The organism is Sphaerisporangium sp. NPDC004334, from assembly GCF_053602655.1.
This window is the reverse complement of record NZ_JBSGDZ010000013.1, coordinates 136,581-159,629: the sequence shown is the minus strand read 5'-3', so window position 1 is coordinate 159,629 and position 23,049 is coordinate 136,581. Positions and strand designations below refer to the sequence as shown.

22 protein-coding genes and 1 riboswitch are annotated in these 23,049 nt (G+C 74.2%); of the genes, 4 read left to right on the top strand and 18 right to left on the bottom strand.

What is annotated here, in order from left to right; translation table 11 throughout:
- Window positions 1-72: 72 nt before the first annotated feature.
- Window positions 73-906 (top strand): GNAT family N-acetyltransferase, encoded by an 834-nt coding sequence (locus ACWEN6_RS18700; RefSeq protein WP_452571321.1) that lies wholly within the window; start codon window positions 73-75, stop codon window positions 904-906.
- A 55-nt stretch (window positions 907-961) separates the two neighbouring features.
- Window positions 962-1,762, top strand: a complete 801-nt coding sequence (locus ACWEN6_RS18695) for a cobalt-precorrin-6A reductase (protein WP_452571320.1) — start codon at window positions 962-964, stop codon at window positions 1,760-1,762.
- Window positions 1,763-1,928: 166 nt separating this feature from the next.
- On the opposite strand, the gene ACWEN6_RS18690 is transcribed toward ACWEN6_RS18695, so the two are convergent.
- The 9 genes from ACWEN6_RS18690 to ACWEN6_RS18650 all read right to left on the bottom strand — a co-directional run bounded on the left by ACWEN6_RS18690 (window position 1,929) and on the right by ACWEN6_RS18650 (window position 12,314).
- Window positions 1,929-3,698 carry a precorrin-2 C(20)-methyltransferase gene (locus tag ACWEN6_RS18690; RefSeq protein ID WP_452571319.1) on the bottom strand — a complete coding sequence of 590 codons (1,770 nt, stop codon included), beginning with the start codon at window positions 3,696-3,698 and terminating at the stop codon, window positions 1,929-1,931.
- Window positions 3,699-3,705: 7 nt separating this feature from the next.
- Window positions 3,706-4,332 carry a precorrin-8X methylmutase gene (locus tag ACWEN6_RS18685; RefSeq protein WP_354919925.1) on the bottom strand — a complete coding sequence of 209 codons (627 nt, stop codon included), beginning with the start codon at window positions 4,330-4,332 and terminating at the stop codon, window positions 3,706-3,708.
- Complete coding sequence (gene cobM / locus ACWEN6_RS18680) at window positions 4,329-5,156, bottom strand: precorrin-4 C(11)-methyltransferase (protein ID WP_452571318.1); 828 nt, start codon at window positions 5,154-5,156, stop codon at window positions 4,329-4,331. The genes ACWEN6_RS18685 and cobM overlap by 4 nt, the downstream gene beginning before the upstream one ends.
- Window positions 5,157-5,241: 85 nt before the next feature.
- On the bottom strand, window positions 5,242-6,486 hold the full coding sequence (gene cbiE / locus ACWEN6_RS18675; RefSeq protein WP_452571317.1) for a precorrin-6y C5,15-methyltransferase (decarboxylating) subunit CbiE: 1,245 nt from the start codon (window positions 6,484-6,486) through the stop codon (window positions 5,242-5,244).
- Complete coding sequence (locus tag ACWEN6_RS18670; protein ID WP_452571316.1) at window positions 6,473-8,149, bottom strand: cobyrinate a,c-diamide synthase; 1,677 nt, start codon at window positions 8,147-8,149, stop codon at window positions 6,473-6,475. The genes cbiE and ACWEN6_RS18670 overlap by 14 nt, the downstream gene beginning before the upstream one ends.
- Window positions 8,143-8,745, bottom strand: a complete 603-nt coding sequence (gene cobO, locus ACWEN6_RS18665; RefSeq protein WP_354841096.1) for a cob(I)yrinic acid a,c-diamide adenosyltransferase — start codon at window positions 8,743-8,745, stop codon at window positions 8,143-8,145. The genes ACWEN6_RS18670 and cobO overlap by 7 nt, the downstream gene beginning before the upstream one ends.
- Before the next feature lie 77 nt (window positions 8,746-8,822).
- Window positions 8,823-11,198, bottom strand: coding sequence for a VWA domain-containing protein (locus ACWEN6_RS18660; RefSeq protein WP_452571315.1), 2,376 nt, complete (start codon window positions 11,196-11,198; stop codon window positions 8,823-8,825).
- 71 nt (window positions 11,199-11,269) lie between these two features.
- Window positions 11,270-12,073 carry a CbtA family protein gene (locus ACWEN6_RS18655; RefSeq protein ID WP_452571314.1) on the bottom strand — a complete coding sequence of 268 codons (804 nt, stop codon included), beginning with the start codon at window positions 12,071-12,073 and terminating at the stop codon, window positions 11,270-11,272.
- A 19-nt stretch (window positions 12,074-12,092) separates the two neighbouring features.
- The gene (locus ACWEN6_RS18650) at window positions 12,093-12,314 is read right to left on the bottom strand and encodes a CbtB domain-containing protein (protein WP_354919907.1); all 222 of its coding nucleotides are present in this window, start codon (window positions 12,312-12,314) and stop codon (window positions 12,093-12,095) included.
- Between the two features lie 34 nt (window positions 12,315-12,348).
- A riboswitch (cobalamin riboswitch) is annotated at window positions 12,349-12,461 on the bottom strand.
- Between the two features lie 77 nt (window positions 12,462-12,538).
- On the opposite strand from ACWEN6_RS18650, the gene ACWEN6_RS18645 reads away from it, so the two are divergent.
- Entirely contained in the window at window positions 12,539-13,270 is a 732-nt protein-coding gene (locus tag ACWEN6_RS18645) for a histidine phosphatase family protein (RefSeq protein WP_452571313.1), read from the top strand.
- 79 nt (window positions 13,271-13,349) lie between these two features.
- On the opposite strand, the gene paaE is transcribed toward ACWEN6_RS18645, so the two are convergent.
- The 6 genes from paaE to paaZ all read right to left on the bottom strand — a co-directional run bounded on the left by paaE (window position 13,350) and on the right by paaZ (window position 19,420).
- The gene (gene paaE / locus ACWEN6_RS18640) at window positions 13,350-14,447 is read right to left on the bottom strand and encodes a 1,2-phenylacetyl-CoA epoxidase subunit PaaE (protein ID WP_452571312.1); all 1,098 of its coding nucleotides are present in this window, start codon (window positions 14,445-14,447) and stop codon (window positions 13,350-13,352) included.
- A 1-nt stretch (window position 14,448) separates the two neighbouring features.
- Window positions 14,449-14,985, bottom strand: coding sequence for a 1,2-phenylacetyl-CoA epoxidase subunit PaaD (gene paaD / locus ACWEN6_RS18635; protein WP_452571311.1), 537 nt, complete (start codon window positions 14,983-14,985; stop codon window positions 14,449-14,451).
- A complete protein-coding gene (gene paaC, locus ACWEN6_RS18630; RefSeq protein ID WP_452571310.1) occupies window positions 14,979-15,962 on the bottom strand; it encodes a 1,2-phenylacetyl-CoA epoxidase subunit PaaC in 984 nt (327 codons plus the stop codon). Before paaC ends, paaD begins: the two co-directional genes overlap by 7 nt.
- 7 nt (window positions 15,963-15,969) lie before the next feature.
- The gene (paaB, locus tag ACWEN6_RS18625; RefSeq protein WP_354841075.1) at window positions 15,970-16,251 is read right to left on the bottom strand and encodes a 1,2-phenylacetyl-CoA epoxidase subunit PaaB; all 282 of its coding nucleotides are present in this window, start codon (window positions 16,249-16,251) and stop codon (window positions 15,970-15,972) included.
- Window positions 16,248-17,279 carry a 1,2-phenylacetyl-CoA epoxidase subunit PaaA gene (gene paaA, locus ACWEN6_RS18620; protein ID WP_452571309.1) on the bottom strand — a complete coding sequence of 344 codons (1,032 nt, stop codon included), beginning with the start codon at window positions 17,277-17,279 and terminating at the stop codon, window positions 16,248-16,250. Before paaA ends, paaB begins: the two co-directional genes overlap by 4 nt.
- Window positions 17,280-17,386: 107 nt before the next feature.
- Complete coding sequence (gene paaZ / locus ACWEN6_RS18615) at window positions 17,387-19,420, bottom strand: phenylacetic acid degradation bifunctional protein PaaZ (protein WP_354919892.1); 2,034 nt, start codon at window positions 19,418-19,420, stop codon at window positions 17,387-17,389.
- Between the two features lie 261 nt (window positions 19,421-19,681).
- On the opposite strand from paaZ, the gene ACWEN6_RS18610 reads away from it, so the two are divergent.
- Window positions 19,682-20,326, top strand: coding sequence for a TetR/AcrR family transcriptional regulator (locus ACWEN6_RS18610; RefSeq protein ID WP_452571308.1), 645 nt, complete (start codon window positions 19,682-19,684; stop codon window positions 20,324-20,326).
- Between the two features lie 26 nt (window positions 20,327-20,352).
- Here the strand turns inward: ACWEN6_RS18610 and ACWEN6_RS18605 are convergent, their stop codons facing one another.
- From ACWEN6_RS18605 to ACWEN6_RS18595, 3 genes are all read right to left on the bottom strand, one after another.
- Entirely contained in the window at window positions 20,353-21,192 is an 840-nt protein-coding gene (locus tag ACWEN6_RS18605; RefSeq protein WP_452571307.1) for a MetQ/NlpA family ABC transporter substrate-binding protein, read from the bottom strand.
- An 82-nt stretch (window positions 21,193-21,274) separates the two neighbouring features.
- A complete protein-coding gene (locus tag ACWEN6_RS18600; RefSeq protein WP_452571422.1) occupies window positions 21,275-21,874 on the bottom strand; it encodes a methionine ABC transporter permease in 600 nt (199 codons plus the stop codon).
- A 53-nt stretch (window positions 21,875-21,927) separates the two neighbouring features.
- The gene (locus tag ACWEN6_RS18595; RefSeq protein WP_452571306.1) at window positions 21,928-22,941 is read right to left on the bottom strand and encodes a methionine ABC transporter ATP-binding protein; all 1,014 of its coding nucleotides are present in this window, start codon (window positions 22,939-22,941) and stop codon (window positions 21,928-21,930) included.
- Between the last annotated feature and the right edge of the window lie 108 nt (window positions 22,942-23,049).

The following is a 23,049-nucleotide window of genomic DNA, read 5'->3' as shown; positions in this document are numbered from 1 at the left end:
CGGGCACGATCTCGTGTCCTTCTGCGATGCCAGCACCCATGTCAGCACCTATGTCAGCAGCAAGGAAAGACCATGTCGAACACACCGCCGGCCGCCGTGCTGGAAGCCGCCGAGGCGGAGTTCATGTACCAGTACGAGGTGGGCATGCCGGCGGACGCGAGCGCGAAGCTGCACGTCGCGACGGTCCGCGTCGGGGGCGGCGTCGTGCTGTCGATGCGCGGCGATCGGTCCGGTTACTGGAGCAAGGCGCTCGGATTCGGCTTCGAGGAGCCGGTCACCGACGAGCTCATCGGCCGCGTGCTGGACTTCTACCGTGGCGAGGGCGCCGGCCGTGCGGTGCTGCAGATCGCTCCGTCCGTGCTGCCGCCGGACTGGGAGGACATCCGCGCCCGGCACGGCCTGCGCCCGGGAGGCGAAATCGTCAAGGTGTGCGGACCGGTCGACGCCTTCGTCCCCGGAAGCACAGAAATGCGGATCGGGCCGGTCGGCCCGCAGGACGCGGAAGAATGGGCCACGGTCGTGCTGTCGGTGTTCGGCATGCTCGACCAAGGGCTGGTGCGGATGATGACGGCCACCGTCGGGCACCCGCGCTTCCGGCCGTTCGCGGTGTGGGACGGCGACCGCGTCGTCGCGGGCGCGAACCTCTACCTGCACGGCGACGTCGGCGCGCTCAACGCCGGGGCGACGCTGCCGGAGTACCGCGGCCGGGGAGCGCAGTCGGCCCTGATGGCGGCCCGCGCCGAGCAGGCCGCTGCCGCCGGCTGCCGATGGCTGATCGCCGAGGCCGGACGTCCCGGGGAGGGCGAGAGCAACCCCTCGCTGAACAACATGCTGCGCGCCGGGCTGCGGCCGGTCTATCACCGGCGGAACTGGATCTGGCAGCAGGACGCCCCCGAAGAAGCGTGACGTCAACGTCCTGTCGCCGGGCGGACAATGGTCTTCGGGTGAGGGGGGACGGCCGGTGGACGGTGGGCGCGGGCATGTGGGGCGGACGGTGCTGGTCCTGGGCGGGACCGGGGAGGCGCGGGGGCTGGCGGCCGAACTGGCCGGCAGGCCGGGAACGCGGGTGGTGTCGTCCCTGGCCGGACGAGTGAGTGATCCCAAGCTGCCCGAAGGCGAGGTGCGGGTCGGCGGGTTCGGCGGCCCCGAGCGCATGGCCGCCTGGCTGCGCGAACGGCGGATCGGCGCCGTGGTGGACGCCACGCACCCGTTCGCCGCCCGGATCACCGCCTCAGCCGTCCAGGCGTGCGCGGCGGCGGGCGTGCCGCTGCTGGTGCTCCGGCGTCCGGGATGGATCGAGGGCCCAGGGGACGACTGGCACTGGGTGGCGTCGCTGGAGGAGGCGGCCGGGACGCTGCCGGCCCTCGGCGGGCGCGTCTTCCTCACCTCGGGCCGGCAGGGGTTGCCGGCCTTCGCGGGCCTGGACGAGCTGTGGTTCCTCATCCGCACCGTGGACCCGCCCGAACCGCCGCTCCCCCGCCACCATCACCTCCTGCTCGACCGCGGCCCCTACACCCTGGACGGCGAGCTCTCTCTGATGCGCGCCCACCGCGTCGACGTCCTGGTCACCAAGGACAGCGGGGGGACCATGACCATGGCCAAGCTCGGGGCCGCCCGCGAACTGCGGTTGCCCGTCGTCGTGGTGCGGCGCCCTCCCCTCCCCCTGCCCGCCGGTGACACGCAGGTCGCCGGCACCGTGGAAGAGGCCATGACCTGGCTCGACGACCTCCCCGATCCCGATCCGGGTGAAACCGAACACTGACCACCCCGCGACGACGGCGCTCGCCCTCCTCCCCGCCGCCGGCTCAGCAGCTCAGGCCGGGTGACACCGAGAAGTGACCCGCACTCGCTCAGGCCGAGTGACACCGAGAAGTGACCCGGACCGGACGGCACCCGCCCGGCTGTCCGCTCCGGCTCCGGCTTCCGGCTCAGGCGGGGTAGCGGCGAGGGGTGAACACCACCGGGCGGCCGTCCCGCTCGGCGATCCGGGTGGTGGAGGAGCCGACCACCAGCAGGCAGCGCATGTCGACGTCGGCCGGGTCCAGCTTGGCCAGCGTGGTGACGCGCAGGCTCTCGCCGGGCCCGCCGACGTCCCGCCCGACCACCACGGGGGTGTCGGGCGCACGGTGCTCCAGCAGCAGGTCGCGGGCCGCGCCCACCTGCCAGGTACGGCTGCGCGAGGCCGGGTTGTAGATCGCCAGCACCAGATCGGCGCGCGCCGCGGCGGTGACGCGCCCGGCGATCACCTCCCACGGCTTGAGCCGGTCGGACAGCGAGAGCACGCAGTAGTCGTGCCCGAGCGGCGCGCCGGCCCTGGCGGCGACCGCCTGCGCGGCCGTCAGCCCGGGGACCACGCGCACCCGCACCCCCGCGAACCGGGGTTCGCACGCCACCTCCAGCACCGCGCTCGCCATGGCGAACACGCCGGGGTCGCCGGAGGACACCACCGCGACCCGGGCGCCGGACCGCGCCATCTCCAGGGCGTGCGCGGCGCGTTCGGCCTCGGCCCGGTTGTCGGTGGGGTGACGGCGCTGGCGCGGGTTCGGCGGGACGCGGTCCAGGTAGGGGCCGTAGCCGACCAGGTCGTCCGCGGTGGCCAGCGCGTCCTGCGCCTCCGGCGTCAGCCACGACCGTCCCGCCGGCCCCAGCCCGACCACGACCACCTCTCCACGGCCCGCCTCCGCCCCGGACGCCCGGGGCACGACGCCCTCCGCCATGCCACCCCCAGCCGAACCGGTCCCCACCGGATCAACCCCTCCCAGGACGGCTGCCGCCGGAGCAGTGCCCGGCTGGGCGACTTCCGCCATACCACCCCTGGGGGGACCACTGTCCGTTGGGCTGCCATGCGCCGCGGTGTGGGCGGCTGCGGTGTGGGCAGCCGCGCCGGCATGGGTGCCGGCGCCCATGGTGTCGCCTGTGCCGGTGGTCCGGGTGAGGGAGGCGCCGGCGCGGCTGGGGATGACGGCGATGGAGAAGTAGGGCACCTCGGCCGGATCCACCTCGGCGAGCGGAGCGATCCGCTGGCGGTCGGTGCTCGCCCGCTCGACGTACCAGGCCTCGCCCAGCCGCCCGGCCCGGTCGAGCGCCTCCCGCACGGCGGGGAAGGTGCGCCCGAGCTTGAGGATCGCGGCCGACTCGGTGGCGGCGAGCCGCTCGGCGAGGACGTCCGGCGGCAGGGTGCCCGGCAGGACGGTCAGGGCCTCCTCCCCCTCGACCAGCGGACGGCCGAGCGCCGCCGACGCCCCGCTCATCGACGTCACGCCGGGGACCACCTCGGTGGGGTAACGGTGGGCCAGCCGCTTGTGCAGGTGCATGTAGGAGCCGTAGAAGAGCGGGTCGCCCTCGCACAGGACGACGACGTCGCGTCCCGCGTCGAGGTGCGCGGCCAGCCGTTCGGCGCAGACGGCGTAGAAGTCGTCGATGGCGCCCCGGTAGCCGCCGGGGTGGTCGGTGGTCTCGGTGGTGACCGGGTAGATCAGCGGTTCCTCGACCTGGTCGCCGCGCAGGTACGGCTCGGCGACGCCGCGCGCGATGCTGCGGCCGTGGCGCGCGCTGTGGTAGGCGACCACATCGGCCTCGCGCACCAGCCGGGCGGCCTTCACCGTCACCAGCTCGGGATCGCCGGGGCCGAGCCCCACGCCCCACAGGCGCCCGGGTGCCGCCGGTGCGGCGTCCCGCGACGGGCCGGAGTCGTTCATGCGCAGCTCACTCTTCCTCGCTCGCGATCGCGTTGACGGCGGCCGCCGCCATCGCGCTTCCACCCCTGCGGCCGTGCACGACCAGGTACGCGAGGTCGCCGCCGTACTCCGTCAGGGCCTGTTTGGACTCGGCCGCGCCGATGAACCCGACGGGGACGCCGAGCACGGCGGCGGGCCGGCCCGCCCCCTCCCGCACCAGTTCGAGCAGCCGGAACAGCGCCGTCGGAGCGTTGCCGACGGCCACCACGGCGCCGTCGAGCCGGTCGCGCCACAGCTCCAGCGCCGCGGCGCTGCGCGTGGTGCCGAGCCGAACGGCCAGTTCAGGCACCCGGGCGTCGCCGAGCGTGCAGATCACCTCGTTGCCGGCGGGCAGGCGCCGGCGGGTCACCCCGGAGGCCACCATGGCGGCGTCGCACAGCACCGGCGCCCCGGCGAGCAGGGCCGCCCTGGCGCGGGCCACGACGCCCGGGGACCAGGCCAGATCGTCGACCAGATCGACCATGCCGCAGGCGTGGATCATGCGGACGGCCACGCGGGCGACGTCCCCGGGCAATCCGGCCAGGCGGGCCTCCGCCCGGATCGTCGCGAACGACCGCCGGTAAATCTCGGCCCCGTCCCGCACATACTCGATCACGACCGGCCCCCGCCGTCCGCGTCCGCGCTCCGGCCGTCGGATGGGGCGCCGTCAGCGTGCCGGTCGGCGTCGCCGTGCTCCGGGCCGCGGTCGCGGGCGACGGAGTACAGGTGGCTGTCGGGGAACTCGGAGGCGGTCAGGACGCCGCCCACGACGATCACAGCGGTACGGACGACCCCCGCTTCGGCCACCCTCGCGGCGATGTCGGCCAGGGTGCCGCGCAGGACGAGCTCGTCGTCGCGGCTCGCCCGGGCGACCACGGCCACCGGGCAGGCGGCGCCGTAGGCGGGGATGAGCTCCTCCACCACGGCGGCGATCCGCTGGACGGCGAGGTGCAGCACCATCGTGGCGCGGCTGCGCCCCAAGGTGGCCAGATCCTCCCCGTCGGGCATCGGGGTCGCGCGGGCGGACGTGCGGGTCAGCACGACCGTCTGCCCGACCCCGGGCACCGTCAGCTCGCGCCTGAGCGAAGCGGCGGCGGCGGCGAACGCGGGGACGCCGGGGGTCACGTCGTACGGCACCCCCGCGGCGTCCAGGCGGCGCATCTGCTCGGCCATCGCGCTGTAGATCGACGGATCGCCCGACTGCAACCTCGCGACGTCCAGTCCCGCCGCGTGGGCGCTCAGCATCTCGGCCACGATGTCGTCCAGCGTGAGCCGGGCCGTGTCGACCAGCCGGGCCCCGGTGGGCGCGTACGCGAGGAGCTCCTTGGGCACCAGGGAACCGGCGTACAGGCACACCGGTGAGGCGGCGATCAGGTCGCGCCCGCGCACGGTGATGAGGTCGGCCGCACCGGGCCCGGCTCCGATGAAATGCACCGTCACGCCGTCGTTTCCTTTCCTTCCCGGCCGGAGCCGGACATCTGTCTGGTCTTCGCGCTTCGCTTCGCCTCGCCCGGCCCCCGGCCGGTCATGGGCGAACGGCCGTCCACAGGGTGACCGGGAGCGCGGGCCGCCAGGTGGTGAATCCGCCGAGCCCCCCGGCGCGCTGGACGGCGATGCGCGTCAGCTCGCCGCCCGCCTTCGCGTGCCAGGACGCCACCACCGCCTCCGACTCGACGGTCACCGCGGTGACCACGATCCGCCCGCCGGGACGCAGCGCGGCCCAGCACGTCTCGACCATGCCCGGGACGGTCGCGCCGCCGCCGACGAACACCGCGTCCGGCGGGTCGAGCCCTGCAAGGGCGGCCGGCGCCGTGCCGGTGACGATCCGCAGACCGGGCACCCCCAGCGACGCGGCGTTGCGCGCGATGCGCTCGGCACGGTCGGCCCGAGCCTCCACCGCGACGGCCTCGCAGCCTGGGGCGGCGCGGCTCCACTCGATCGCCACGCTGCCCGCGCCCGCGCCCACGTCCCAGAGCAGCCGTCCCGGCAGCGGGGCGAGCAGCGCCAGCGTCACCGCGCGGACCTCCCGCTTGGTGAGCTGCCCGTCGTGCTCGTACGCCTCGTCGGGCAGGCCGGCGACCGGGGAGAGGGGCACCGGCGGGACCGTGTCCGGATCGGCTCGCACTTCCAGGGCGACGATGTTCAGCGCGTCCACGACGGCACACCACCCGCCCGCGCCGGCCGCCTCGGTCGCCTTGCCGGTGAGGGTGCGCTCCGCGGGACCGCCGAGCCGTTCGAGGACGGTCATCACGGTCGCGCCGTACCCGCGGTCGCGGAGCAGGCCCGCGACCAGGCGCGGGGTCGCCCCGTCCGCGCTGAGCACCAGCACGCGCCCGCCCGGCCACAAGGAGCGGTTCAGCGACTCCACCGGCCGGCCGACGAGGCTGACGACGGCGGTGTCCTCGACCGGCCAGCCCATCCGGGCGCAGGCCAGCGAGACCGACGAGGGATGCGGCAGCACGCGCACCCGGCCGGCGCCGAGCAGCCGGACGAGCGTCGTGCCGACCCCGTGGAACATCGGATCGCCGCTGGCCAGCACGCACACCTTCCGGCCGGCGTGCCGGGACAGGACCCCGGGGACGGCGGGCAGCATCGGGGAGGGCCAGGCGACGCGCTGGGCGCCGGTGTCCGGGATGAGCGCGAGCTGCCGGACGCTGCCGACGAGCACTTCGGCGCCGGCCACCTCGGCCCGCGCGGCGGGTGACAGCCCGTCCCAGCCGTCGGCGCCGACGCCCACCACGACGACCGGCGGCACGCTAGCGGCGGGCACCGGCCACCAGCCTCGCGGCCAGGTACGGACTGCCGGCCCAGTGCAGGTGCAGGTACGAGGCCGCCAGCCGGGGACCGCCGTACCCGTCGGCGCCGCCCCGCCACCGGAACAAGGGCTCGCGCGCCGCGCCGGAAAGATGCGCGGACGCCATCCCGGAGGAAGGGGCGGGCGTCGCCCCCTTCAGGGAGGAGTCCGCCGAGGTCACCGGGCCGGCGGCGGCGGTGATCCGTGTGCGGTGGAACTCGTGCCCCCGGTAGCGTTCGCCCTCGCGGGTCACCACCGAGTCCCGCACGGCCACGGCGGCGCGGTAGCCGAGCGTCAGCCGGTCGGTCATCGCGGCGGTCGCGTCCACCAGCCCGCACATGGGACGCCCGTCCAGTTCGCGGCACAGGTAGAGCAGGCCCGCGCACTCGGCGACGATGGGCCCGGCGAACGCGGAGATCTCGCGCCGGAGCGGCTCGTTGGCCGACAGCTCCGCCGCGTACACCTCGGGGAAGCCGCCGGGCAGCAGCACCGCCCGCGTGCCCGTCGGCAGGCGCTCGTCACGCAACGGGTCGAAGGGGACGACGATGCCGCCCGCCGCCTGGACCAGCTCCGCCTGCTCGGCGTACCCGAACGTGAACGCCTTCCCCCCGGCCACCGCGACCACCACCTCCGGGGCCGGCGCCCTGTCCTGGCCGGGCATGGCGCCCGGCGCCGGCACCCCGTCCAGGCCGCCCGCTACGCCCGGCACCCCGTCCACGTCGCGCACCCCGCCCTGCGCCCATGCCACGTCGCGAATCACGTCCTGCGCCCATGCCACGTCGCGGATCACGTCCTGGGACGCGTCCACGTGCGAGGGATGGAGTTGTGCAGTGAGCGCTTCGTGGGGGTTCATGGCGAGCGCTTCGTGGGGGTTCCATGGGGAGGCGGTGAGCCGGGGCGCGGTGTGGGCGAGGCGGACGAGCGCGGCGAGGTCGCAGGTGGCGGCCACCAGTTCGCCCATCGCGGCCACGGCTTCAGTGGCGGCGCCGGCCCGCTCGGCCGGGGGGATCAGGCCGAGGTGCCGCGCGGGCGTCGCCGCCACGCCGGTGCGCGGGATGGCCCCGAACACCTCCACGCCGGTCTCGGCGAGCGCGTCCCGGCAGATCCGCTCGTGGCGGGGGGAGCCGACCCGGTTGAGTACCACCCCGCCGATCCGCACCCGCGTGTCGTAGGACATGAAGCCGTGGACCAGCGCCGCGACGGACCTGCCCTGCCCGGACACGTCCACCACCAGCACGACCGGCGCGTCCAGCAGCCGGGCGACATGCGCCGTCGACGCCAGGTCCGTGCCCGCGCCGGCCACGGCCACAGGGCCCGTCCCACCGCCCACGCCGGTCATGGCGGAGCCGTCGAACAGGCCCATCACGCCTTCGATGACGGCGATGTCCGCCCCGGCGGCCCCGTGGAGCAGCAGAGGGGCGATCAGGTCCTCCCCCACCAGCCACGGGTCCAGGTTGCGCCCGGGCCGGCCCGCCGCGAGGGCGTGGTAGCCGGGGTCGATGTAGTCAGGTCCGACCTTGTGCGGGGAGACCACCAGGCCTTTGGCGGTGAACGCCGCCATCAGCCCGGTCGCCACCGTGGTCTTGCCCGCGCCCGAGGACGGAGCCCCGATCACCAGGCGCGGGAGCGCGGTCACCATTCGATGCCCTTCTGACCCTTCTGTCCCGCGTCCATCGGGTGCCGGACCTTGCCCATCTCGGTGACCAGGTCGGCGATCTCCACAAGGCGCGGGTGGGCGTTCCTGCCGGTGATCACGACGTGCTGCGTGCCCGGCCGCGCGGCGAGCGCGGCGGCGACGTCCTCGGCGTCGATCCAGCCCCACGTGAGCGGGTAGGTGAACTCGTCCAGCACGTACAGCCGGTAGGTCTCGGCGGCGAGATCCCGTTTGATCTGCTCCCAACCCTCGCGGGCGTCGGCGGCGTGGTCCTCCTCGGCGCCGGGCTTCCTGACCCAGGACCAGCCGTCGCCCATCTTGTGCCACGCCACCGTGCCGCCCTCGCCGGAGGCGCCGAGCACCGTCAGGGCGCGCTCCTCCCCGACGCGCCACTTGGCGGACTTGACGAACTGGAACACGCCGATCGGCCAGCCCTGGTTCCATGCCCGCAGTGCCAGCCCGAAGGCGGCCGTGGACTTCCCCTTGCCGGGGCCGGTGTGGAGGAGCACGAGCGGCCGGGCGCGGCGCTGCCGCGTGGTCAGGCCGTCGTCCGGCACGCGCTCCGGCTTCCCCTGAGGCACCTCATGCCACCTTTCCGGTCGTCGCGGCCGCGGAGCGGGTGTTCTCCTGCCGCCCGCCGCTCACCCTGTGCCGCATGTCAGGCGGCCCTGCGTCGTTCACGGACCAGATCGCGCAGCCCTCCGGCCGCGAGGTCCGAAAGCCGTACGGCCTCGCCGCCGAGCAGCCCCGCGAGGCGCACGGCGAGCCCGAGCCGCACCGGGCCGGTCTCGCAGTCCACCACCACGGCGGCGACGCCCTTGAGCAGCGCCGCGGACCGCCGCACGTCGGCGTCCGTGCCGCTGGTGGCCCGGCCGTCGGTGACGACCACCAGCAGCGGCCGGCGCGAGGGGTCGCGCAGCCGTTCGGCGCGCACCACTGCGGCGGCCCGGCGCAGCCCCGCGGCGAGCGGGGTGCGTCCCCCGGTCGGCAGATCGCGCAGGCGGGCCGCCCCGGCCTCCACCGACGAGGTCGGGGGCAGCACGAGCTCGGCTCCGGCGCCGCGGAAGGTGACCAGGCCGACCTTGTCGCGGCGCTGGTAGGCGTCCAGCAGCAGGCTGAGCACGGCTCCCTTGACCGCGCCCATACGGCGGCGGGCGGCCATCGAGCCGCTCGCGTCCACGACGAACAGCACGAGGTTGCCCTCGCGGCCCTCGCGCACCACCTCGCGCAGGTCGGCGGGCCGCACGATCAGCCCCGGCCCGGTCCTGCCGCGTTCCCGCTGGTAGGGCGCCGCGGCGCGGAGGGTCGCCGTCAGGTGCGGCGTGCCGAGCCGGCCGGTCGGCGCGCGCGACCCGGTGACGCGTCCATGGGAGGTGCGGGCGCGGGAGCGGCGTCCGGGAGCGCCCGTGCCGAGGCCGGGCACGGTCAGCGCCCGTACCCGGTACGGCTCACCCGCCGGCGTCGTCCGCCGCTCTCCGGTCGGGCCACGTCCGGACCGCCCGGGCGCCTCCTGCCCGTCCGGGTGCTCGGAGGCGGACCCCGTACCGGCCATTCCGGTACTGACGTCCTGCCGCCCCGAGTCATCGAGGTCGGAGGCGGTCTCCCGGTCGAACCCCGATCCATGGTCGGGACGGGACGCGTGGTCGGCGCCGTAGCCGTCCTGGCGGGGATCGGCACGGTGAGCCGGTCCGGCGCCGGGGTCCGGGCCGTAGTCGCCATCCGGACGGGCGGCGGAATCCGGACCGGAGCCGCCATCCGGGCGGGCGCCGGTATCAGGGTCGAGGTCCGGGTCGGAGCCGGGATCGAACGCGGAGTCCGGGTCGGGATCACGGTCCGGGTCCGGATCCGGGTCGGGGTCCGCGTCGGCGGCCGCCGCGCGGCGGAGCAGGTCGTCGAGTTCGGCCTCGTCCAGGCCGGGAGCGTCAAAGGGGTCGCGCCGGCGGCGGTGCGGCAGGGCGAGCCGCGCGGCCTGCCGGATGTCCTCCTCGGTGACCCGGGTGTCCCCCCGCCAGGCCGCGTGCGCCACGGCGGCGTGGGCGGTGATGAGGTCGGCGCGCATCCCGTCCACTTCCAGGCCGGCGCAGACGGTGGCGATCCTCCGCAGCGCGGCATCGGTGAGCGTGACCTGCCCCAGGCGGTCGCGCGCCTCGGCGACGCGCGCGGCGAGCGCCCGCTCCGCCTCCCGCCATCGTGCGGCGAAGCCCTCGGGGTCCTCCTCGTACGCCAGCCTCCGGCGCACCACCTCGGCCCGCTCGGCCGGGTCCCGGGAGGCCACGACCTCGACGGTCAGTCCGAACCGGTCGAGAAGCTGGGGACGCAGTTCCCCCTCCTCCGGGTTCATCGTGCCGACGAGGATGAACCGGGCCGCGTGCCGGACCGACACGGTGTCGCGCTCGACGTAGCAGGTGCCGAGCGCCGCGGCGTCCAGCAGCAGGTCCACGAGGTGGTCGTGCAGCAGGTTGACCTCGTCGACGTACAGGACGCCCCGGTGCGCCGTCGCGAGCAGGCCCGGGTCGAAGGCCTTCACCCCTTCGGTCAGCGCGCGTTCGAGGTCCAGCGATCCGACGAGCCGGTCCTCGGAGGCGCCGACCGGCAGCTCCGCGAGCCGGGCGGCCCGCACGAGCGCGCCCGGCCCGTCGTCGTCCCGCGCCCCGTCGTCGTCCCGCGGGCCGTCGTCGTCCCGCGCCCCTTCGGCGTCGCGCCGCCCTTCGTCGCGCGGCCCTTCGGTGTCATGCACTCCTTCGGTGTCGTGCGGCCGGTCGGTGTCGTGCGGCCCGTCGGGGCAGCCGGGGTCGGGAGCGGCCGGGTCGCAGGAGAAGCGGCATCCGGCGACGACCGCGACCGGGGGCAGCAGCGCCGCCAGGGCTCGCACGATCGTGGACTTGGCCGTCCCCTTCTCCCCGCGGATGAGCACGCCGCCCGTGCGCGGGGACACCGCGTTGAGGATCAGGGCCAGCTTGAGGTTCTCGTGCCCCACGACCGCGGTGAACGGGTAGTGGAGGAGTCCCTCGGCCGTCATGGGCCGGTCCGGCATGTGTCGGTGTCCTTTCGGCGGCGCGCCCCAGCGGGCCGCCGGCTCGGGTCGGCGCTTGTCGTTCTCGTCGGCTACAGCGCGGGCGCGCGGCGCGGAGCGAGCACCCGGTCGGCGAGCAGGCCGAACGCGAGCCCGAGGCCGCTCCACAGGACGGCCTGGATGCCGACGGACGCCAGCCGGAACCTCCACAGCAACACGGCGGGGAAGTCGGCGGGCACCTCCTCGACCCCGGGCATCAGCAGTCCGGCGGCGGTGACCGCGACCAGGAAGCCGACCACGGCCAGCACCGTCGCGTCACCGTTGCCGAAGCGGGGGGCCAGCCGCCGGCCTAGCGACACCGCCGCGACCGCGAGAAGGACGGCGATCAGGACGAACACGAAGTACAGGGCGGTACGCCGCCCGATGGTGGCGGGATCGCCGACGGCCGGCGGGTTCGCCGGATACTTCAGGAACGGGACCAGCTCGACCGCGACGAACCCGGCCGCGGCCAGCAGAGCGGCCGTGACCCTGGGCGTGAACGCCCCGAGCCGTCCGTAGGCGAAGGCGAACACGAGCGCGAAGACGCCTCCGACGGCCAGCCCGTAGACGCCGACCGCCGTGGCCAGGCCCGCGGTCGACTGGACGGCCCGGCTGAACGGTGCTCCGTGGTCGGTGTCCCCGGCCGCATCGGCGTGCGCGTGCGGAGCGAGGTCCGGCGCGGGGAGGGCTCCGGCGGCCGGCACGAGCGCGTGGCCGGCCTGTCCCGCGTGGGCGTGCCCCTCCAGGGCGACCGCGGCCCCCACCTGGGGCTCGCCGAAGATCCAGGCGAACACCAAGGCGAGGGCGGCGGCGACGAGGCCCGCGAGCATGCCGCGGACCAGCAGGTTCTTCACCATGCCGTTGCCGGTTCCCGTGTCAGTGGCAGGGGAAGCCGAGCAGGTGACGACCGTCGTGCACGAACTCGTGGACGGTGTTGCCGGAGATCAGGGAGGTGGCCCCCTGCTCCGCGCCGACGAAGTACAGCAGGGCGAGGGCGAGCACTCCGGCGAAGACGGCCCACGGCAGCAACTCCCGGACGGGAATGCGAACGGGGATGCTCAGCGGAGCGGACGGGGAATGCGGAACGGCCTGAGCCATTTGTCGTGCCTCCTCGGGATCACGCGTCCCATGCGGGGTGGCGGTGACGACGGAGGGTCTGACTCCCGGCCCGGAGGGACCGGTCACAGTGGCGCGGCCGTGCCAGAGTCTCGCTGGCTTCCCCACACCGTCAACAATGTCGGTTGGACGCTACGCGTGAACCATGGTCTCGTCAATGGGGCGAAGAGTGACAATCGCCCCTCTTATGCCACAGAGAGGATGCAGTGTCAGCCCGACTTATCCTGATTTGTCATGGTTTCACGGACTCGCTCCAGCGAGCCGCGTTCCCCTTCGACGACGAGGAACTCAGCGCCCGCGGACAACAGGAAGTGATCCGCGCCGCGTCCCTCCTCACCCGGACCGGCACCCTCCCCAACCCGAGCGACACCGCCGGAATCGCCCCGGGCACGACCCCCGAGACCGTCCCGGGGACGAGCGCTCCCCTTCGCGGCCCGGCGGCACGCCGGCGGACCGCCGTGCTGTGCGGCCCGGCGGTGCGGTGCCTCCAGACGGCGGCCGGGCTCGGCCTGACCGCCGTGGTCGACCACGGGCTGCGCGACCGAGACGCCGGCCGGTGGGCGGGGCGGACGCTGGCCGAGATCCAGGCCCGGGAGCCCGAGGAACTGGTGGCCTGGCTGACCGACCCCGCCGCCGCCCCGCACGACGGGGAATCGGTGCTCGCCCTGATCGAGCGCGTCGCCGCCTGGCTGCACACGGCGCACGGCGAGGCCGGTGGCGGTGACCGTGGCGGTGATGGTGGCGGCGGCAGTGGTGGCGGCGGCGGCGGCGGGAGGATCATCGCGGTCACCCATCCGGACGTGATCAGGGCCGCCCTCGTGCACGTGCTCGGCGCGCCCCCGGAGACGTTCTGGCGCATCGACGCCGAGCCGCTCACCAGCGTCCACCTCACCTCCCACGCCGGCCGCTGGCGCCTCCGCCTCCCCCGCCCGGCCTGACACCTCCGCACCGCCCCACGCCCGAGCGGCCGCCCCAGCCCACCCGGCAACCGTGGAAATCCCCCGGCGCCGCGCGGGCTCAGGCGTCGAAGTCGACGGTGACGTCGGGGGACAGGGGGATGGACTGGCAGGTCAGCACGTAGCCTGCCGCCACCTCGGCGGGTTCGAGGGCGAAGTTACGGCGCATCTCCACCGTCCCGTCGGTCACCTTGGCGCGGCAGGTGCCGCACACGCCTCCCTTGCAGGCGAACGGCAGGTCGGGCCGGACGCGCTGCGCCCCCTCCAGCACGGTGAGGCCCGGCGGCAGCGGCATGGACGTGGCCCGGCCGTCCAGGACGACCGTGACCTTGGCGACCGCCTCCTCGGGGACCCCAGCGACCCGGCGGGCCGGCGGTGGCGGCGGCTCGTCCACGTAGAACAGCTCGTGGTGGACGCGCTCCGGAGCGACGCCCAGCTCGGCGAGCACCGCCTTGGCGTCCTTGACCAGCCCGTACGGGCCGCAGAGCCACCAGTGGGCGACGGCCGGCACGTCGGTCAGGGCGGGGAGCAGCAGGCGGAGCTTCGGACGGTCCAGGCGGCCGGTGAACAGCTCGGGCTCTCTGGGCTCCCTGGACAGGACGTGCACGACCTGGACGCGGGCGGGCGCGGAGTCCTTCAGATCGGCCAGTTCCTCCCCGAACATCACCGTTCGCGTCGTGCGGTTCCCGTAGAACAGCGTCACCGACGACCCGGGCACCCTCAGCACGGACGACGCGATCGACAGCACGGGGGTGATCCCGGAACCGGCGGCGACGAACACGTGGTCCGCCGGGCGGGACAGGTCGGCGGTGAAGCCCCCGGTGGGCGGCAGCACCTCCACCTGTTCCCCCGGCCTCAGGCGGCGCACCAGGCGGGTGGAGAACAGCCCGTCGGGGATCTCCCTGACCCCTATGCGCAGCGGTCCGCCCGTCGGCGCGCAGATGGAGTACGAACGGCGCTCCTCGCGGCCGTCCACGAACGCGCGCAGCGTGAGCGACTGGCCGGGGAGGAAGGCGAACTCCTCCGCCAGTTCGCCGGGCACGTCGAAGGTGATCGCGGCTGCGTCCTCGCACAAGCGATCCACCCGTGCCACCCGCAAAGCGGCGAACCGCCCCCTGCGCCGCCGCCCGCCGTCTCCGGCCGCTCCGGTGCCGGGCACGTCACAGCTCCTTGACGTGCTCGAAGGGCTCCCGGCACGCGCGGCACCGCCACAGGTCCTTGCAGGCGGTGGACCCGAACCGGGACACCTCCTCGGTGTCGCCGGACCCGCAGCGCGGGCAGCCGACGCTCCGCCGGACCGGGCCGAGGGTCAGCGGCACCGGCCCGCTCCGGCGCGCAGGGGCCTGACCGGGCGGCGCGACCCCCGCGTCGGCGAGCCTGCGCCTGCCCTCCTCGGTGATCCAGTCGGTGGTCCAGGCCGGGGCGAGCACGGTGCGCACCTCGACATCGGCGTATCCGGCGGCGCGCAGAGCGGCGGACAGGTCGGCCCTGATGGCCGCCATCGCCGGGCAGCCGCTGTAGGTCGGGGTGACGGTGACGACGACGCCTCCGTCACCGGTCTCCTCGACGCCGCGCAGGATGCCGAGGTCGTCCAGAGTGAGCATGGGCAGCTCCGGGTCCAGGACGCCTCGCGCGACCTCCCACGCGCTCGACGCTCCCCGTCCCGGCGGCCCTGACCGGGCTCGCGGGCTCACCATGTCGCCCCCTGGTGGGCGCGGGCGACGCTCTGCAGTTCGGCGAGCAGGCGGGTCAGGGCGGGAGTGTGCTCTCCGTCGCGCCCCCGCCCGGAGCCTGCGACCGTGGTGGAGGGCCGGGTGAGGGTGGCGGCCGTGAGGACCTGGCCGATGACGTCGTCGAACTCCTCGCGGAGGGTGGCGGGGTCGACGCCGGCGCCCGCCCGCGCGAGCCGGGCTTCGACCTCGTGCGGGACGAACAGCTCCGCCACGTCCGGCCACACGGCCGCGAGCCCCTCGGTGACACGCTCGCGGGAGTACGGCGTGCCGTCGCCGAGGCGGACGACCCAGCCGGCGGCGTAGTCGCGGTGGTAGGCGACCTCCTTCACGCCCTTGGCGGCGACCGCGGCCAGCACCGGGTCGCGGGAGCCCGCGAGCCGGTCGAGCAACGCGAGCCGCCAGGTCGCGAAGACCAGCAGGCGGGCCATCTCCTGCCCGAAGTCGCCGTTCTCCGCCTCGGCGAGCCGGACGTTGCGGAACTCCTCCGGGCCGCGCAGGAAGGCCAGCGCGTCCTCGTCGCGTCCGGAGCCGTCGGCGGCGCCCGCGCGGGACAGCAGCAGGCGGGCCTGCCCGAGGAGGTCCAGCGCGATGTTGGCCAGCGCCACCTCCTCCTCCAGCTCGGGGGCGTGCGTGCACCACTCCTGGAGCCGGTGCGACATGACCAGCGCGTCGTCGCCGAGCATCAGGCAGTAGGCCGAGAGGTCGCCGGCGTCCACACCGCCGGGCAGCCGGGTGTCCACACCGGCCAGCGGGTCGGCGAACCCGGTCCCGTACGCCCAGCGGGGATCGTCCGCGTCGTTGATCGCCTCATAGGCGTCGGCCAGGGACGGCTCGCGAAGATCGGCCGGAAACGGCTCGTGAACATCGGACGCTGACGGAACGCGGACGTCGGGCGTGGCGGATTCACGGGGATCCGGCGTGGCGGAGGCTTCGGAGGACATCGTGGCCTCACATGTGCGGGACGTCGTCGGGCAGGGTGTAGAAGGTCGGATGCCGGTAGACCTTGTCGCCGCTCGGCGCGAAGAACGGGTCCTTCTCGTCGGGGCTGGTGGCGGCGATGTGGTCGGACCGGACGACCCAGATGCTCACGCCCTCGTTGCGGCGGGTGTAGAGGTCGCGGGCGTGGCGCAGCGCCGTCTCGTCGTCGGCGGCGTGCAGCGAGCCGACGTGGACGTGGTTGAGCCCTCGCTTGCTGCGCACGAACACCTCGTACAGCGGCCAGTCGCTCATGCCCTAGCCTCCGCCCCCGCGGCCGTCCCGGCGTCCGCGCTCGTCGTCCCGGCGTCCACGGCCGTCGCCCCGGCGTCCGCGCTCGTCGTCTCGGCGTCCGGGGCGGTGCGGCGTGCGGTCTTGCGGGCGTGGGCGACGGCGGCCTCCCGCACCCAGGCGCCGTCCTCGTGCGCGGCGCGGCGTACGGCGACGCGCCGCGCGTTGCAGGGCCCGTCGCCGCTGATCACCCGCTTGAGCTCCGACCAGTCGACCGGACCGAAGTCGTGGTGGCCGCGCTCGGGGTTCCAGCGCAGCTCGGGGTCGGGCAGGGTGACGCCGAGCACCTCGGCCTGGGGCACGGTCATGTCGACGAACCTCTGGCGCAGCTCGTCGTTGGTGTGCCGCTTGATCTTCCAGGCCATGGACCGCGCGGTGTTGGGCGAGGCGTCGTCGGGCGGCCCGAACATCATCAGGGACGGCCACCACCACCGGTTCACCGCGTCCTGCACCATGTCGCGCTGGGCGGGGGTGCCCTTCATCATGGTGAGCAGCAGCTCGTACCCCTGCCTCTGGTGGAACGACTCCTCTTTGCAGATGCGGATCATGGCCCGCGCGTAGGGGCCGTACGAGCTGCGGCACAGCGGCACCTGGTTGCAGATGGCCGCGCCGTCGACCAGCCAGCCGATCACCCCGACGTCGGCGTAGCTCAGCGTCGGGTAGTTGAAGATCGAGGAGTACTTCTGCCGCCCCTCGATGAGCATCGCGGTCAGCTCGGAGCGGTCGGCGCCGAGCGTCTCGGCGGCGGAGTACAGGTAGAGCCCGTGCCCGGCCTCGTCCTGCACCTTGGCGAGCAGGATGGCCTTACGCCGCAGCGTCGGCGCGCGGGTGATCCACTCGCCCTCGGGCTGCATGCCGATGATCTCCGAGTGGGCGTGCTGGCCGATCTGCCGGACCATCGTCGCGCGGTAGCCGTCGGGCATCCAGTCGCGCGGCTCGACGCGCCGGTCCTGCTCGATCGTCCGGTCGAAATGCCGTTGGAGGTCAGCCATCCGCCGTCACCCCTTTACCGAACATTCGGTCAGTTATCAGTCTCGCTCAGCGGCCCGTCCCGCGCAAGGCCGCCCCTCCGGACGGGCACGGCCGCACCGGCCGCCGGTCAGCCCTCGCGCCGGGCGACCAGCGTGAGCACGTCGTACTTGGCCACCGACGAGCCGTCCTGCTTGGTCACATCGGCGTCCCAGCGCACCTCGCCGTACCCGGCGCCCTCGCGCGGGTCGATCTGCTTGGCGGTCAGCGTCACCGTCAGCTCGTCGCCGGGGTACACCGGGGTGAGGAAACGCAGGTTCTCCAGCCCGTAGTTGGCCAGCACCGGCCCGGGGTCGGGGTCGACGAACAGCCCCGCGGCCAGCGAGACGATCAGGTACCCGTGGGCGACCCTGCCGTCGAAGAACGGGTTGGCCCTGGCGGCCTCCTCGTCCATGTGGGCGTAGAAGGTGTCGCCGGTGAACGCGGCGAAGTGGTCGATGTCGGCCAGGTCCACGCGACGCGGCCCCGCGACGACCGTGTCCCCGGGCCTGAGCTCCTCCAGGTGCTTGCGGAACGGGTGGACGCCGGTCACCGCGCGCTCGCCGCCGGGCACCCAGCGGCCGGTGATCGCGCCGAGCATGGACGGGCTCGCCTGGACGGCGGTGCGGTTCATGTGGTGCAGCACCCCGCGGACGCCGCCCATCTCCTCGCCGCCGCCGGCCCGCCCGGGGCCGCCGTGGACCAGCACCGGCAGGGGCGACCCGTGCCCGGTGGACTCCTTGGCCGCCTCGGCGTCCAGCACGAGCAGGCGTCCGTGCCAGGGAGCCGTGCCGAGCACCACCTCGCGGGCGAAGTCGCGGTCGCCGGTCACCACCGAGCCGACCAGGCTGCCCTGGCCCCGCGCGGCCAGCTCGACGGCCCGCGCGGCCGAGGTGTAGGGCATGAGCGTGCTGACCGGTCCGAACGCCTCCACCTCGTGGGGCTCGGGACGGTCGGCGTCGTCCACGCGCAGCAGCAGCGGCGAGACGAACGCCCCGCGCTCGGCGTCCGCGCCGACGACCTCCACCCGCTCGGGATCGCCGTACACCACCGAGCCGGCGGGGATCAGGGCCTTGAGCGCGCGGCGCACCTCATCGCGCTGGCCGAGGCCCGCGAGGGCGCCCATGCGCACCGACGGGTCGGCCGGGTGGCCGACCGTGACCTTCGCCAGCCGGGCGGCGGCGGCCTCGGCCACCGCGTCCATCAGCCCGGCCGGGACGAACGCGCGCCGGATGGCCGTGCACTTCTGCCCGGCCTTGACGGTCATCTCGGTCACGAGCTGCTCGACGAACAGGTCGAACTCGGCGCCTCCGGGCGCGGCGTCCGGGCCGAGGATCGAGCAGTTCAGCGAGTCGGCCTCGGCGTTGAAGCGCACAGAACGGGCGGCGACCACCGGGTGGGTGCGCAGTTTCTGGGCGGTTGAGGCCGAGCCGGTGAAGGCGACCACGTCCTGCTCGGTGAGGTGCTCGAACAGGTCGCCCGCGCTGCCGCACACCAGTTGCAGCGCGCCTTCGGGCAGGATGCCGGAGGCGATGATCAGCTCCACCAGCCGCGCGGTGACGTAGGCGGTCTGCCCGGCCGGCTTCACCAGCGACGGCATGCCGGCCACGAAGGCGGGCGCGAGCTTCTCCAGCGGGCCCCAGACGGGGAAGTTGAAGGCGTTGATCTGCACGGCCACCCCGCGCAGGGGCGTGTAGACGTGCTGTCCCACGAACGAGCCGCCCTTGCTCAGCGGCTCCACGCCGCCGTCCAGGTGGACGGTGGCGTTGGGCAGCTCGCGGCGGCCCTTGCTGGAGTAGGAGAACAGCGCGCCGATGCCGCCGTCCACGTCGAAGCGGGAGTCGTTCAGCGTCGCGCCGGTGCGCAGCGACAGCGCGTACAGCTCCTCCCGATGTTCGCGCAGGTGGGAGGCCAGCGCCTTGAGCAGCGCGGCGCGCTGGTGGAAGGTCAGCTCGCGCAGGGCGGGTCCGCCCGTGCGGCGCCCGTACTCCAGCGCGGCGCGGAAGTCGACGCCCGCCGAGGAGATGGTGGCGACCTCCTCCCCGGTGACCGCGTCGTGCAGCGGGGCCCCCTCGTCGCGCGGGACGTGCCAGGAACCGGTGACATAGCTGCTGAGCGGGGCCATAGCCGACCTCCCCATCGAGGAACACCATGCGGGCCGTTCGCCAGGATGGTAACCCCGCGCCGGCCGGGCGCGGGGAGCCGCGAGGCACGGCCGCCCTCTGCCTCCTACCCACTCCCGAAGCCTCGCGACACCCCTCGCGGCATGGGGGCCGAGGCGGGCCTTCTGCGATACTTCCCCCGATGACCACCGCCCACGTCGCGCCGTCCTACGGGGGCCGTCGATGACCACCACCCACGTCGCGCCATCCCACCGGGACCGTCGGTGACCACCGCCCCGGTCACCCCGCCCCGCCGGGGACGTCCCGGCTACGACCTGGAGTCGCTGCTGGCCGTCGCGGTCAAGGTGTTCAACGAGCGCGGCTACGAGGCCACCAGCATGGAGGACCTGTCCCGCAGGCTCGGCATCACCAAGTCGGCGATCTACCACCACGTCTCGGGCAAGGACGAACTGCTCCGCCTGGCCGTCGACCGCGCCCTCGACGGGCTGTCGGAGGCCGCGCGGGAGACCGCCGCCCTCGAGGGCCGCGCGATGGACAGGCTGGAGCACCTCGTGCGCCGCAGCGTGCACGTGCTGGTCGAGCGCCTCCCGTTCGTCACGCTGCTGCTGCGGGTGCGCGGCAACACCAAGGTCGAGCGCCGGGCACTGGCCCGCCGCCGCGAGTTCGACCACATGGTCGGCGAGCTGGTGCGGCAGGCCGGCGCGGAGGGCGACGTCCGTTCCGACGTGGACCCGGCGGTGGTGAGCCGCCTGCTGTTCGGCCTGGTGAACTCCCTCACCGAGTGGTACAGGCCGCGCGGCGGCATGGGCGCCGACGCCCTGGCCGACGCCGTCTGCAAGATCGCCTTCACCGGCCTCCGCCACCCTCCGGCCCCGCGACCGGCTCCCTCCCGGCGAGAGGACGCCTGACCGCCCCAGAGGGGACCAGGGGTTGGTCAGGCGGTGGCCGAGATGACCGAGCCCTGGTAGGTGTCCTCGATGAACTTCTTCACCTCCGGGCCCGCCAGGAGCTCGGCCAGCTTCTTGACCCGCGGGTCGCTCTCGTGGCCCTTGAGGACGACCAGGCCGTTGGCGTAGGGGTTGTCGTCGGCCTTCTCCAGCACCAGGGCGTCGGAGGCCGGCTTGAGCCCGGCCTCCAGCGCATAGTTGCCGTTGATCACGGCCGCGTCGACGTCCTCGAGCGAGCGCGGCAGCTGAGCGGCCTCCAGCGGCTTGAACTGCAGGTTCTTGGGGTTGTCCGCCACGTCCCGCTCGGTGGCCGCGGTGCCGGCGCCCGGCTTGAGCTTGATCAGCCCGTTGTCCTCCAGCAGCTTGAGCGAGCGCCCGAGGTTGGTGGCGTCGTTCGGCACGGCGACGGTCGCGCCGGAGGCCAGCTCGCCGGCGCTCTTGACCTTGCGCGAGTACAGGCCGAGCGGCTCCAGGTGGACGGCCTGGACGAAGGTCAGCTCGGCGCCGCCCTTGGACTTCAGGAAGTCCGCCAGGTAGGGCCGGTGCTGGAAGTAGTTGGCGTCCAGCCGTCCCTCCTGCAACTGCACGTTCGGCTGTACGTAGTCGGTGAACTCGACGATGTCCAGCTTCAGCCCGGCGGCGGGCGCCAGCTTGTCCTTGACGAACTTCAGGATCTCGGCGTGCGGCACCGGGCTGACGCCCACCTTCAGCACACCGTCGCCGGCGGCCGGCGAACCGCCGGATCCCGCGGGCTCTCCGGACGCGCCGCACGCCGCCAGCGTCAACGCGAGCGCGGCCGCCGCCACGGCGCCGATCAACTTACGCATCTGATATCTCCTTGCGCTCAACTGCGGGTTGGTCCTGCGGCCTGCGGACGGGCGAAGGGCTCGTCCGCGGCGGCGGGAAGTCTCATCGGTGGGACAGCCGGCGGGCCAGAAGGTCGCCGAGGCTCTGGATGACCTGCACGACCACCACGAGCAGCACGACCGTGACGACCATCACGGCGGTGTCGAAGCGCTGGTAGCCGTACCTGATGGCCAGGTCGCCGAGCCCTCCGCCGCCGATGGCCCCGGCCATCGCCGAGTAGCCGATCAGCGCCACGACGGTCACGGTGAGCCCGGCGACCAGCCCGGGCAGCGCCTCGGGCAGCATGACGCGGCCCACCACGCGCGCGCGGCCGGCGCCCATCGCCTGGGCGGCCTCGACGACCTCGCGTTCGACGCCGCGCAGGGCGGTCTCTACAAGCCGGGCGTAGAAGGGCACCGCTCCGAGCGTGAGCGGCACTATGGCGGCGACCGTCCCGATCGTGGTGCCGGTGACCAGGCGCGTGAACGGCAGGATCGCGACCATCAGCACGATGAACGGCAGCGAACGCCCGACGTTGACGATCCCGCCGAGAACGGCCTTCACGGCGGGGGCGGGGGTGAGGCTGCCGCGGTCGGTGGTGACGAGGAAGACCCCCAGCGGCAGGCCGAGCACCAGGGTCAGCAGCGCGGACCAGAACACCATCTGGACCGTCTCCCCGGTCGCCTGCGTCAGCGCGGGCAGCAGTTCGTCGCCGTTCACCGGGCCTCCTCCGTGATCGTCCAGGCCTGGACCGGCACGGTCCCCTCAGCCCCCGGCGGCGCCTCTTCGACGATGACGCCGCGTTCACGCAGGTAGGTGAGGGCGCCGGCCTGGTCGCCGCCGTCCATTCGGACGCGAAGGCGCCCTACCGGCCGCCCGCCGAGGTCCTCCAGCGAGCCGCCCAGGACGTTGACGTCCACGTCGAATCCGCGTACCAGGCTCGACATCACCGGCTCGTCCGCCGAACCGGCGAAGGTGAGGGTGACGGTGCCCGGCGGCGCCGGCTCGGGCAGCGGGAAGATCTCGCGGGTGAGCAGCGACCCTGGACGCGCGACGAGGTCGGCGAGCGTGCCCGCCTCGGCGACGCGGCCGTCCCGCATGATCGCGACCGAGTCGCAGACGCCCTTGATGACGTGCATCTCGTGGGTGATCAGCAGGATCGTCAGCCCCAGCTCGGCGTTGAGGCGCTTGAGCAGGGCGAGGATGGACTGCGTGGTGCCGGGGTCGAGCGCGCTGGTGGCCTCGTCCGACAGCAGCACCTTCGGCCCGGCGGCGAGCGCGCGGGCGATGCCGACGCGCTGCTTCTGCCCGCCGGAGAGCTGCGCGGGGTAGGCGGACGCCTTGCCCTCCAGCCCGACGAGTTCGAGCAGTTCACGCACGCGGGCCGCGCGCCGCGCCCGGGGCAGGCCGGCGACCTCCAGCGGGAAGGCGACGTTCGCCGCCACCGTGCGGGACGACAGCAGGGCGAAGTGCTGGTGGATCATGCCGATGCCCTGCCTGGCGCGGCGCAGCTCTGCGCGGCCGAGCGCGGTCAGCTCCTGGCCGGCGACCGTGACGGTGCCGGCGGTCGGGCGTTCGAGCAGGTTGACACACCGCAGCAAGGTGCTCTTCCCGGCCCCGCTCTGTCCGAGCACGCCGAAGATCTCACCCTCGCGGACGTCGAGATCGATCCCGTCGAGGGCGACGACGCCGTTGCCGTAAACCTTGCGCAGGCCAGAAACATGTATCACAGGTAGGTTATATCCTGAATAGAAGATGGTTGTTACCAGGAGAAAAGGGACAAGGGGCGGGGCTGCCGCTTCAGCCCGAACAGCGACGCGCGCGCATGGAACCGTCGG